We start from the raw sequence: 12,634 nt of genomic DNA on the forward strand, positions 1-12,634 counted from the left end.
CCTGTCTGGGGCGGATTGGGAAGATAGTTTTTGCGGGTCTTCAACACGTGGTTCTTCTTGTTTATCAATACACCCGCATCCCGAACTGGATGCGGGTTTACTCTAAATCATCTTAACCCGTTAAGACCAGTCCACAAGCTACCCAGGGTAGCCAAGCGATTTAAATGACGCTGCGATCTCGTCAATGATAGCGGGATCGTCAATTGTGGCGGGCGTTTTAAACTCTTCACCATTTGCGATCTTCACCATGGTTGCCCGCAGGATTTTACCGGAGCGCGTTTTGGGCAGACGATCCACGACACAAGCCAGTTTGAATGCAGCCACAGGGCCGATCCTGTCACGCACAAGCTGGATACATTCCTTCACAATCTCGTCGTGCGGGCGATCAACACCGGAGGTCAGGCACAAAGTACCAAGCGGCAACTGCCCTTTCAAAGGATCAGCGACACCAATCACGGCGCATTCGGCTACATCGGGATGACTGGCGAGGATTTCCTCCATCGCGCCGGTCGACAGCCGGTGTCCCGCCACGTTGATCACATCATCGGTGCGCGCCATGATATAAAGATATCCGTCTTCATCCTTCATGCCGGCATCGCCGGTCTCGTAATATCCCTCAAACGTTTTGAGATAGGCAGACCGATAGCGGTCCTCGGCATTCCACAATGTCGGCAGTGTGCCCGGTGGCAGGGGCAGTTTCACCGCAATCGCGCCCAGTTCACCAACTGGCATTTCCTCGCCCTCATCGCTCAGGATACGCACATCGAAGCCCGGCATCGGAACAGTCGGGGAACCAACCTTAACCGGCAGGGCTTCTATTCCCATAGGATTGCCGACCATAGGAAAGCCGCTTTCGGTCTGCCACCAATGGTCAATCACCGGAATCCCGAGCTGGTCCTGCGCCCACAAAATGGTGTCAGGATCTGCCCGTTCCCCTGCCAGAAACAGGGTTTCAAGGTTCGATAAGTCATATTTCTGGCGATATTCGCCCTTGGGGTCTTCCCGCTTGATTGCACGGAAAGCAGTTGGCGCGGTGAACATAGCGCGGACCTTATAGTCCTGCATCACCCGCCAGAACGTACCTGCATCCGGCGTGCCGACCGGCTTGCCCTCAAACACGACTGTTGTGTTTCCGTGGATCAATGGCCCGTAACAGATGTAGGAATGCCCCACGACCCAGCCCACATCCGATGCGGCCCAGAACACATCACCCGGATCAACGCCGTAGACGTTCTTCATCGTCCAGTTCAGCGCCACCAGATGGCCACCTGTATGGCGCACAACGCCCTTGGGCTGGCCCGTGGTACCAGAGGTATAGAGCACATAAACCGGATCATTGCCTTTCACCGGAACACAAGGTGCTGGTGTCACATTTGCTTGTACTTCATTCCAGTCGTGGTCGCGTCCCGGCTCCAGTGTTGCTTCGGCCTGTTCGCGCTGGAAGATAATGCAGGTTTCGGGCTTGTGAGCGGACATCTCAATGGCTTCGTCAAGAAGCGGCTTATAGGCAATAACGCGTCCGGGTTCGATCCCGCAGCTGCTGGCAATTACAGCCTTCGGGGTAGCATCGTCGATCCGTGTGGCCAGTTCGCTGGCCGCAAATCCACCAAAAACAACCGAGTGGATCGCACCGATCCGCGCACAGGCCAGCATCGCGATAATCGCTTCAGGGGTCATCGACATATAGATGATGACACGATCGCCTTTAATGACCCCCTGCTCCAGCAGCGCGCCCCCCAGACGGGCAACTCGGGTTTGAAGCTCGGCAAAAGTGATCCGGCTTTTCGCGCCTGTGATCGGGCTGTCGTATATAATGGCGTCCTGATCGCCGCGCCCGTTCTCCACATGCCGGTCCACAGCATTATAGCAGGTGTTTACCACTCCGTCGGAGAACCATTCATAAAGGGGCGCATTTTCGTCGTGCAGCGCCTTGGTCGGCTCTACAATCCAGTCGATGGCTTTGGCAGCCTCCATCCAGAATGCCTCCGGATCAGCCTGCCAGTCCGCATAGACCTCTTTATATCCCATGGTTACTCCTCCCGTTCGTCCCTATTAGTCGTAAGAATGCACCGACGTTCCGGCCAGTGCGGCAATGTTTAACAATCCCCGAGGTGTGATTGACGGGGTCACGATATGGGCCTTGTTGCCCATCCCCATCAGGATCGGGCCTACCTCCAGCCCTCCGGCACGGGTTTTCAACACGTTACGTACTGCACTCGCCGCGTCGGTGTTGGCAAAAACCAGCGTGTTGGCAGCGCCTTCCATCCGGCTGTCCGGCATGATCCGGGCGCGGACCTCCGGGTCCAGAGCACTGTCCGCGTGCATTTCGCCTTCGTACTGAAAATCCAGATCAAGCCCATCGAGAATTTCCAACGCACCGCGCATCCGGCGGCCGCTTTCTGTGTCCAGATTACCGAATTGGGAATGGGACAGCAGCGCCACTTTTGGCTCGACCCCAAAGCGTTTTACATGACGGGCCGCAGCAATCACCGTCTGGGCAATCTGGTCCGCAGTCGGTTCCGGATTGACCTGCGTATCGGCCACGAACAACGCGCCGTTCTGCTGGATCATCACCGAAAGCGCCCCGACAGGGTGCAAATCTCCCCGCCCCAGAATTTCGCTGACGTATTTCAGATGCCACAGATACTGGCCGAAAGTGCCGCAAATCAGGCTGTCGGCTTCACCGCGATGTACAGCCACAGCACCAATGGCCGTTGTATTCGTGCGCATGATGGCCTTCGCCAGATCCGGTGTCACGCCGCGCCGTTTCATCAGATCGTAATATGTTTTCCAGTAATCGCGGTAGCGGCTGTCACTTTCGGGGTTCACCACGTCAAAGTCCGCTTCGGGCTGGATGCGCAGACCTGCACGGGAAATCCGCTGTTTGATCACATCTGGCCGTCCGATCAGGATCGGACGGTCCACGCCCTCTTCCATCATCGCGCCCACCGCGCGCAGCACCCGCTCGCTCTCGCCTTCGGCAAAGATCAGGCGGCGCACGGTATTGCGGGCCAGTTCGAACACGGGGCGCATGATGAAGGCAGATTTAAAGACCGAACGGTCCAGATCGGCCTTGTAATCCTCGATACTTTCGACAGGACGTTTGGCAACACCGCTTTCCATAGCCGCCTTCGCGACAGCGCTGGCAACGATCCCCATCAGGCGCGGATCGAAAGGTTTCGGGATCAGGTAATCCGGCCCGAAAGTCATCTTTTCCCCCTGATAGGCGGCGGCAGCTTCGGCACTGCTGGTGGCACGGGCCAGTTCCGCGATACCTTTGACGCAGCCGATTTGCATGGCGTCGTTAATCTCGGTCGCGCCTACATCAAGCGCACCACGGAAAATGAACGGAAAGCAGAGAACGTTATTTACCTGATTGGGATAGTCCGAGCGGCCCGTGGCAATAATTGCATCCGGTGCAACCGCCTTGGCCGCATCCGGCATGATTTCCGGCGTCGGATTGGCCAGCGCAAAGATGATCGGCTGGGACGTCATCCGCTTGACCATATCAGGCTTCAGCACACCGGGACCGGACAGGCCAAGAAACATATCGGCACCCTCGATCACTTCATCCAGTGTGCGCAAGTCGCTGGCTTGGGCAAAGGCGGCTTTCTGCGGGTTCATATCCTCGGTGCGGCCCTCATAAACCAGCCCGTGAATATCGCAGAGCCATATATTTTCCCGCTTCACACCCAGTTTAACCAGCATGTTCAGACAGGCAATCCCCGCAGCACCACCCCCTGTGGAGACGATTTTAATGTCCTCAAACCGTTTGCCCGCAACTTCAATCGCGTTGGTGGCTGCGGCCCCTACAACAATGGCGGTGCCGTGCTGGTCATCATGGAAAACCGGAATATTCATCCGCTCGCGGCAGATTTTTTCCACGATAAAACAATCCGGTGCCTTGATGTCCTCAAGGTTGATCGCCCCGAAGGTCGGCTCCATCGCGCAGACGATTTCCGCCAGTTTTTCAGGATCGCTTTCGTCCAGTTCAATATCAAAACAGTCGATATTGGCGAATTTCTTGAACAGGACCGCCTTGCCTTCCATCACCGGCTTTGACGCCAGTGCCCCGATATTGCCCAGACCCAGCACAGCCGAACCGTTGCTAACGACACCCACAAGATTGCCCCGTGTAGTGTAGAGTTCAGCCGCGCTGCGGTCCTCTTTGATTTCAAGACACGCCTCTGCCACGCCTGGACTATAGGCCAGCGACAGATCCCGCTGGTTGCCCATAGGCTTGGTGGCCCTGATTTCCAGCTTTCCAGGCTTGGGGTGCTGGTGGTAGTTCAGGGCGCGGATTTTGGGCGTGTCGACCATGGTGACTCCTTATCTGGATTTAATCAGTTCAAGGATGTTACGCGCCGCAGAGGGAATATTCGTTCCCGGTCCAAAGATCGCCTTCACCCCTGATCTATAAAGGAAATCATAGTCCTGCTGCGGAATGACGCCGCCACAGATCACGATGATATCCTCTGCTTTCTGGTCTTTTAGCGCCTGAACCAGTTGGGGGGCCAGCGTTTTATGGCCTGCGGCTTGCGATGAAATGCCAATCACATGCACATCGTTGTCGATCGCATCCCGCGCTGCCTCGGCCGGAGTCTGGAACAGCGGCCCGACATCCACGTCAAAACCGATATCGGCAAAGGCTGTCGCGATAACTTTGGCGCCTCGGTCGTGGCCGTCCTGCCCCATTTTCACCACCAGCATGCGCGGGCGGCGGCCCTCTTCCTTGGCGAAGGCATCCACATCTGCCTGAATTTGTGCAAACCCTTCATCGCCCTCATAGGCGGCACCGTATACACCTGCCAATGTCTTTACCTCTGCTCTATGGCGCCCGAAGGCGGCTTCCATTGCGTCTGAAATTTCCCCCACGGTGGCCCGTGCCCGCGCGGCCTCGACAGCCAGTGCCAGCAGATTGCCTTCACCGGACCGTGCGCCCTGCTCCAGCATCATCAGAGCCTGCGCGCAGGCATCCGCATCCCGAGTGGCGCGGATTTTTTCGAGCCGTGCAATCTGGCTGTCGCGCACTGCGGAATTGTCGATATCGCGGATGTTGATTTCGGGCTGTTTATCAAGCGTGAACTTGTTCACACCGACTACAACCTCGTCGCCCCGATCCACAGCGGCCTGACGACGGGCCGCGGCCTCTTCGATACGCAGTTTGGGCATGCCAGAGGCCACAGCCTTGGTCATTCCGCCCATTTCATCCACTTCACGGATGATCTTGCGCGCCTCATTCGCCAGTTCGTTGGTGAGGTTTTCGATATAGTAAGAGCCTGCCAGCGGATCGACCACATTGGTCACGCCGGTTTCATTTTGCAGGATCAACTGGGTGTTACGGGCCAGCCGCGCGGATTCCTCGGTCGGCAGGGCGATCGCTTCGTCAAAAGAGTTGGTGTGCAGGCTTTGCGTGCCGCCCAATACCGCGCTCATCGCTTCATAAGCGGTGCGCACCACGTTGTTGTAAGGGTCCTGTTCCTGCAAGGAGACGCCCGACGTCTGGCAGTGGGTGCGCAACATAGAAGAACCCGGCTTCTTGGGATTGAACTCCGCCATGATTTCAGCCCAGAGCAGACGCGCCGCCCGCAGTTTGGCGATCTCCATGAAGAAGTTCATACCAATGGCAAAGAAGAACGACAGGCGCCCCGCAAAAGCGTCCACGTCCATGCCCTTGGCAATCGCCGTTTTGACGTATTCCTTACCGTCAGCCAGCGTAAAGGCCAGTTCCTGCACCAGATTGGCGCCTGCCTCCTGCATGTGATAGCCGGAAATCGAGATCGAGTTGAACTTCGGCATGTCAGTCGCTGTAAACTCGATAATATCCGCAACGATCCGCATGGAAGGCTCCGGCGGGTAGATGTAGGTGTTGCGCACCATGAACTCTTTCAGGATGTCGTTCTGGATCGTACCGGACAGAACCTTGCGGTCGTGGCCCTGCTCTTCGCCCGCAACGATAAAGGACGCCAGCACGGGGATCACAGCGCCGTTCATGGTCATTGACACGGAAATCTGGTCCAGCGGGATGCCGTCGAACAGGATCTTCATATCTTCAACGGAATCAATGGCCACACCAGCCTTGCCCACATCGCCCACAACCCGTTCGTGATCACTGTCATAACCGCGATGGGTGGCCAGATCGAAAGCAACAGAGACCCCCTGCTGCCCGCCTTTCAGCGCCTGACGATAAAACTCGTTGGATTCCTCGGCCGTAGAAAACCCCGCATACTGGCGGATGGTCCACGGACGGCCTGTGTACATGGTGGCCCGTGGACCGCGTGTATAGGGGTTCACACCGGGCACACCGCCCAGATGGTCCAGACCTTCAAGATCATCCTCGGTATAGACCGGCTTCACTGTGATGCCCTCGGGGGTTTCCCAGTTCAGACTGTCCAGCGGTTTGCCGCGCAGTTCTTTTTCTGCCAGCGTTTCCCAGTTCTTTTTATCCTCTGCGCTCATGTTCTGCGCTCCCTTTCGTTAACTAACGCGGCTTGGCCGCGGGGTGTTTGTTTCCTGTCCTGCGTTACAGGAATTCGAGTGTGGCGGAGGCTGGCAACGTCGGGGCAAAGGCCCGCAGCGCGTCTTCCAGCGGTTTCAGGCTTTCGGGGCGGGTGGCATAGATCGTCACGATATTGCCCCCCAGCGTACCCCGCGGCACTGTGAGTTTCAGACGGGCAACGGGCTGCCAGTGTGGCGGGATGTGATCGGCCAGCCAGTGCCGATAGACCATTGCCGCACCCACATCGTATTCCTGCGCGAGCTTGTCCGCCCAAAGCGGATCAATGCGGCTGGTGCGGGCCTCCAACGCGCGGGCAGAGGCCAGCCCCCAGAGATCCAGCACATAATGAGGGTTGCGATAGGCCACATGCCCCAGATCGTTCACCGCTACGGGCGCCTGCCAGTAAACATCCACAAACCGCCCCATTTGGCGCTGCTGTGCATGGATCGCAGCACTGCCTGCAGGCAGTTTTTCAAGTGTCGTCAACGGGTAATGCAGCCCGCCGATCACAAGAGCAACCACAGGAAAGATAGCACGCAACTGCTTGGCCGTGGGCGTCACAAGCTGCAATTGCGCCAGCAGATAGATTGTCACCGCCGCGCCAAAAGACCAGACGTAGATTTCATAGCGATAGAACGGAAGGACGGACCCCAACAGCAAATGTGCCAGCGCTGCCAGCATTGCTGTTACACCAAGCGCAATTTGAAGGCGTGAGAAGGCTTTACGCTGCGCAAGCACCAGAAAGAACAGGCACAGGATCAGCCCGACCAGCATTCGCCCCGAAGTGGAAATCAGCGAAAGCTTCAGACTGTTCTTAAACGCGATCAAGCGGTCGCTTCCTGCCCCCTCCACCACATCGGCACCGCCCCCGACCACAACCGCCTTGGCATTGACCGAGTTTGGCAGCATATCCAGCCCGAGCGCATTCATATTGGCAAAATGTGCCGCGAGAGGCAGGGCCGTCGCCACCAGCGCCAGAAGGGCAATCCGCCCCCTGCCCCCGATAGCCAGTACCGCACAGGCAAACAGCGCCAGTGCCATCCCTTCAAACCGCAGCAACGGGTTTAACAGGATTGCTGCCAAAAGGTACCAGCGGACCTGCCCGTCCTGCGCAAAGCGGATCAGCCCCAACGCCACCAACAAGGCGATACACACGTGGAGCATATGCTCCATTCCGATCAGCGACATGGCCGGGAAATGCAGGAACACCGGACCAAGCAGGGCCATCGCAAGTAGTACCTTGTCCCAGACCGGATCGGTCCAGATCTCTGACGCCGTTAACAGCCGCGCCCAAAGGACCGCCGCCCACACAAGCGCCAGCAGGCCAATCGCCAAGGGCACATAAGCGTGCCAGTCAAATCCGGCGAAAGGCGCAAGTAAATACGAATAGAGAATAGACGAGGACGCAGAGGCAGATTCACCCGCGTTGACCCCATAAGCGCCTTTTGCCACCTGTTCGGACATGGCAAGATGGATGTAGACGTCATCCAGTGCATATTCCCAAATGCCGCCCGTTTTGATCAGCGTCAAAACCACCAGCAAAACCACTGGCGCAACCGCTCCGAACAGCGCCAGCAACGTCAATCGGCGCAGATGTGTCATACGGTCCTCCTGACGTGGCGTGATTGGCGCTCGTAATTCGCAGAAAAACTCTTACATAATAGTCCGATAGGAGACTCCATGAACAAACCCCGCCTTGTGTTGGCCCTGTGCCTCAGTTTTGCCGCAGCCGCCTTGCCCGCTACGGCCAATCCGCTGGAAGAATACCTCTGGGTCAAACGCCCGCTGGTGATCTTTGCGGACACAGCGGATGATCCCCGTTTCGTGCGGCAAATGGAATTGCTGGCAGAAAACCCCGAAGACCTCGAAGAACGGGATGTTATTGTCCTGACCGATACGGACGCCGCCAACCCGTCAGACCTGCGCAAACTGCTGCGACCGCGCGGCTTCCAGCTAACGATCGTAGGCAAGGACGGACAAGTCAAACTGCGCAAGCCCAGACCGTGGACGGTGCGGGAACTGAACCGCTCTATCGACAAAATGCCTTTGCGCCAGCAGGAAATCCGCCAACGCTGGGAGCGGTAAACACCCGTTAACACGCTATCGCTAATATTTTTTTTACGATCGGTTCTTACATTAAAAACACGGCACAGTTTGTGAAAGAAAGGGATAGGCCATGACAGACAGACGCGACAAGCCGAAGCCGATTGCAGGCCAGACAGGACCGCGCCCCGGCTATCAACCCGATTTATAAGGCGCATGATCACAGGCGGCTCCCCAACCGTGTTTTAATGACAGCAACGGCGGCTTGACCAAGTTCCGGCGCCTTGTCCAGCCAAGCCTTGAACACCCACCCGGCAGAGGCGACCCCCGCCCCGATCAGGGCGGCGATCAATCTGGGGTCTATGCTCACAGGCTCGGCCAAAGCGCTTATTCGAACTCCATGATCACATCGTCCACCATCAGGCTTTCGCCCACGGCTGCATTGACCTTGCTGACGATGCCCTTCTTTTCGGCGCGCAGAACGTTTTCCATTTTCATGGCTTCCACAGTGCAGAGCGGCTGGCCTTCCTGCACTTCGTCGCCCTCTTTCACATCGAGCGCCACGATCAGGCCCGGCATCGGGCAAAGCAGCATCTTGGAGGTATCGGGCGGCAGTTTTTCCGGCATCAACTGCGCCAGTTCCGCATTGCGCGGGCTGCGTACGCGCACCTTCAGCTCTGCCCCGCGAGAGCGGATACGATAGCCCGCCGAGATCGGGTCCACTTTCAGGACAACGGTTTCGCCGTTGATTTCCATCTTGGCAAGGCTTTGTCCGGGCAGCCAATCCGAAGTCACACGCAGTTTCTCGCCATCTTCAAACTTGACGGTCGATCCCTTATCATCCGCTTTTACCTTCACCGCAAAGCTTTCGCCTTGCAGGGTAACAACCCACTTTTTACCTACTTTGCGTTTGTGGTTGCTGATCCGGCCCGACACCCGTGCGCGACGGATTTCGGCAACGCGGAACATGGCCGCACAGCCCGCCGCGATCTGGCGCAGGGCGGCCGGTTCCAGCGTCGCACCTTCAAACCCTTCGGGATATTCCTCTTCGATAAAGGCAGTGGTGATATTGCCGGAAACAAACCGTTCGTGATCCATCACCGCAGACAGGAACGGCAGGTTGTGACCGATGCCCTCCACCTCAAAACTGTCGAGCGCAACGCGCATCCGGTCGATGGCCTCTTCGCGGGTTGGCGCCCAGGTACACAGCTTTGCAATCATCGGATCGTAATACATGCTGATCTCACCGCCTTCATAAACGCCGGTATCGTTGCGCACTACGTAGTCGGATTTCGCCTTTTCGGCAGGCGGGCGATAGCGGGTCAGACGACCGATAGAAGGCAGGAAGTTGCGATACGGATCTTCCGCATAAAGCCGGTTTTCGATGGCCCAGCCGTTGATGCCGATGTCTTCCTGTTTCATGGCCAGCTTTTCACCCCATGCCACGCGGATCATCTGTTCCACCAGATCAATGCCGGTGATCAGTTCGGTAACAGGATGTTCCACCTGCAAACGTGTATTCATTTCAAGGAAGTAAAAGTTACGGTCTCCGTCCACAATGAACTCCACCGTACCTGCAGAGCAGTAATCTACAGCCTTGGCCAGCGCCACGGATTGTTCGCCCATCGCCTTGCGGGTTTCTTCATCCAGAAACGGGCTTGGCGCCTCTTCGACGACTTTTTGGTTGCGGCGCTGGATCGAGCATTCCCGCTCGTTCAGGTACAGGCAGTTGCCGTGTTTGTCGCCAAGCACCTGAATTTCGATGTGGCGGGGCTGGGTGACGAATTTCTCAATGAAAATCCGGTCATCGCCAAATGAACTGGCCGCCTCGTTCTTGGAGGACTGAAAGCCGTCGCGGGCTTCCTGATCGTTCCATGCAATCCGCATCCCTTTACCACCACCACCGGCAGAGGCTTTGAGCATCACCGGATAGCCGATTTCATTGGAAATCTTGACGGCTTCGTCCGCATCTTCGATCAATCCCATGTAGCCCGGCACGGTCGAAACACCTGCTTCCTGTGCCAGCTTCTTTGACGTGATCTTGTCGCCCATGGATTCAATCGCACCGGCTGGCGGCCCGATAAAGGCAACACCTTCTGCTTCCAGCGCTTCTGCAAAGAGTTTGTTTTCGCTGAGAAACCCGTAGCCCGGATGCACTGCTTCCGCGCCGGTCTTGCGAATCGCATCCATGACTTTTTCAATCACGATATAGGACTGGTTTGCGGGTGAAGGACCGATATGCACCGCTTCATCTGCCATTTGGACATGCAGCGCCTGTGCATCCGCATCAGAGTAAATCGCAACTGTCTGGATGCCCATCTTGCGGGCGGTCTTGATAACACGGCAGGCGATTTCGCCACGGTTGGCGATCAGGATTTTCTTAAACATGTGCTGTACCTTCGATTGGGCAATTACGGAATTTCGTGCGGGTTTCCATGCCGTTCAGACACGAAAAAAGGCCCCGTCCGAACAAACGGAGGGGGCCAAGTAGAGGGGAAATGAAAGAGTTTAACCGCTCGACAGAGCTGTTATTCCCAAACGTGCCGGTCTTTGCTGGTGATGCCACCAACAACGCCACCGACAATAGCGCCTTTGATCGGATTGCCGTCCAGCAAAGCCGTGCCAACCGCCCCGACAACAGCACCGGTGCCGATGCGTTTCTGGGTGCGCTGGTCCAGCGTGCTGTTGCAGGCCGACAGACCGAATACCGCGGCGAGCGCCGCAAAAACTGTGAGGTTACGCATGTTATTACCCTTTTTATCTGCGTCCCGAGCCTGCTCGAAAGGTCTCGTGCAGAACTTTGGTAACGCGACGACCGGGCAAAACAAACCAGTGTTTTCGCAGTGGTCAGTTTTTCGGCACAAAGGTGCCAAATTACGGATTTCATAGGCAAATTCATGCCGAATCCCCGTAATCGTCCTCGAATATGTCAGGGAAGTTGGCCATGGCCTTGCCCTTGTCGATCCGCAAAAGTGCTTCGTAGCTTTCAGGATCAAACGGATCTTCAGCGGCCACAACCTCGCGGCCGAACAGCCAGTTGATCCGGCCGGCATCCAGATTGCCCCGCTCGAAAGGTTCTTCGCCAAAGGCATACCAAAGCGCTTCAAGAAAGGCCTCATCCGCACGGCGATCCGCAAAGCGGCGGTCCGCATAGCGTTCGCGCGCCTTGATTGGCGTGGCCCCTTTCTTGTTGGGACGGCGAATGGTGAACTGGAATTCGGACCCTGGCAAACGGCTTGGGAAGCCACGATGCTTAATCATACTGTCCCCCACTGGTCCGAGTTCGGGGGAGTCAGTGCGCGGGCGGCGGCAGACCGCCGCCCGGCGAGTGGTTTAGTACTTAGAAGAAACCGGCTCTGGCTGTACGTCCAGTACAACAACAGGCTCTTCTTGTTGTGCGCAGGCAGCAACGCCCATAGCAACGACAACCAATGCGATTTTAAGTTTTGTGGACATTGTGTCCTCCTGTGACAGTCATAGTCTATTCGAAACCGGCCACGACAGGCGACCGCAGCCACGAAAACGTAGCCTGTCAGCACGCTAGCAAAGATTCGCAGCCGCGCATACCAAATATGTGAATTTATGCAGAAAAACTGCAATTTTCTGCCATTTTGTGACGCAATAGCCGCGCTGTTCCTTATCGGGGCTGTCAAAACCATTCGCATGTTCCACCACTTATATCGTAAGCGTTCAAAAATTGGGCGGCGGTTTCGTCTACCGCGCCATAGTCGATGGGCCGTTCCATAAGGCGCACCACGATTTCGTCTATCCGGGTCCCCTCCGAGATCAGCTTGCCTGCCAGAGGGATTCCGACTTTTTCACAGACCGTGTCCATGTCGATACTGGCACGATCAAATGTGACCCCGTATTCGCCTCCAAGTGCTTCGGCCAGAAAGCCGAGGTAGAGGATCTTGTTTTCCGGCGCCACAACCCGTTTTTCATAAAGAGAAAGCGGCTGCCCCGATGGCACAGAGATTTCCGTCTGTTCCTGTTGCGAAGCAGCTGCACTTAGCAGTGTTACCAGCAACAACCCCGTCGCCAGCGCGCCCGCGCTAAACCGGGTGATACGGGGATCGGCCACTGTTCCCGCCC

11 protein-coding genes are annotated in these 12,634 nt (G+C 56.9%); 1 reads left to right on the forward strand and 10 read right to left on the reverse strand.

Annotated features, from left to right (window positions below; genetic code table 11):
* Positions 1–138 precede the first annotated feature (138 nt).
* The 4 genes from C0U40_RS14700 to C0U40_RS14715 form a co-directional block, all read right to left on the reverse strand.
* A complete protein-coding gene (locus tag C0U40_RS14700; protein WP_101656562.1) occupies positions 139–2,028 on the reverse strand; it encodes a propionyl-CoA synthetase in 1,890 nt (629 codons plus the stop codon).
* Between the two features lie 24 nt (positions 2,029–2,052).
* A complete protein-coding gene (locus tag C0U40_RS14705) occupies positions 2,053–4,320 on the reverse strand; it encodes an NADP-dependent malic enzyme (protein WP_101656563.1) in 2,268 nt (755 codons plus the stop codon).
* A 9-nt stretch (positions 4,321–4,329) separates the two neighbouring features.
* Positions 4,330–6,459 (reverse strand): methylmalonyl-CoA mutase, encoded by a 2,130-nt coding sequence (gene scpA / locus C0U40_RS14710; RefSeq protein WP_101656564.1) that lies wholly within the window; start codon positions 6,457–6,459, stop codon positions 4,330–4,332.
* A gap of 64 nt (positions 6,460–6,523) precedes the next feature.
* Positions 6,524–8,101, reverse strand: a complete 1,578-nt coding sequence (locus tag C0U40_RS14715; protein WP_101656565.1) for a DUF3488 domain-containing protein — start codon at positions 8,099–8,101, stop codon at positions 6,524–6,526.
* Between the two features lie 78 nt (positions 8,102–8,179).
* On the opposite strand from C0U40_RS14715, the gene C0U40_RS14720 reads away from it, so the two are divergent.
* Positions 8,180–8,584 (forward strand): DUF4174 domain-containing protein, encoded by a 405-nt coding sequence (locus tag C0U40_RS14720; protein ID WP_101656566.1) that lies wholly within the window; start codon positions 8,180–8,182, stop codon positions 8,582–8,584.
* Positions 8,585–8,762: 178 nt separating this feature from the next.
* Here C0U40_RS14720 and C0U40_RS20225 read toward each other — a convergent pair whose 3' ends face one another.
* The 6 genes from C0U40_RS20225 to C0U40_RS14740 all read right to left on the reverse strand — a co-directional run bounded on the left by C0U40_RS20225 (position 8,763) and on the right by C0U40_RS14740 (position 12,623).
* The gene (locus tag C0U40_RS20225; protein ID WP_180957715.1) at positions 8,763–8,912 is read right to left on the reverse strand and encodes a hypothetical protein; all 150 of its coding nucleotides are present in this window, start codon (positions 8,910–8,912) and stop codon (positions 8,763–8,765) included.
* A 17-nt stretch (positions 8,913–8,929) separates the two neighbouring features.
* The gene (locus C0U40_RS14725; RefSeq protein ID WP_101656567.1) at positions 8,930–10,930 is read right to left on the reverse strand and encodes an acetyl-CoA carboxylase biotin carboxylase subunit; all 2,001 of its coding nucleotides are present in this window, start codon (positions 10,928–10,930) and stop codon (positions 8,930–8,932) included.
* Positions 10,931–11,070: 140 nt separating this feature from the next.
* Positions 11,071–11,286: a hypothetical protein gene (locus tag C0U40_RS14730; protein WP_101656568.1), complete on the reverse strand. Its 216-nt coding sequence runs from the start codon at positions 11,284–11,286 to the stop codon at positions 11,071–11,073.
* A 151-nt stretch (positions 11,287–11,437) separates the two neighbouring features.
* Positions 11,438–11,803, reverse strand: a complete 366-nt coding sequence (locus tag C0U40_RS14735) for a hypothetical protein (protein WP_101656569.1) — start codon at positions 11,801–11,803, stop codon at positions 11,438–11,440.
* Positions 11,804–11,875: 72 nt separating this feature from the next.
* A complete protein-coding gene (locus tag C0U40_RS20320; protein ID WP_268237025.1) occupies positions 11,876–11,998 on the reverse strand; it encodes a hypothetical protein in 123 nt (40 codons plus the stop codon).
* Positions 11,999–12,191: 193 nt separating this feature from the next.
* Positions 12,192–12,623, reverse strand: a complete 432-nt coding sequence (locus C0U40_RS14740) for a DUF6497 family protein (RefSeq protein WP_101656570.1) — start codon at positions 12,621–12,623, stop codon at positions 12,192–12,194.
* Positions 12,624–12,634 lie beyond the last annotated feature (11 nt).

It is taken from the genome of Neptunicoccus cionae, assembly GCF_002860325.1.
In the GTDB taxonomy this organism is placed as follows: Bacteria; Pseudomonadota; Alphaproteobacteria; order Rhodobacterales; family Rhodobacteraceae; genus Amylibacter; species Amylibacter lutimaris.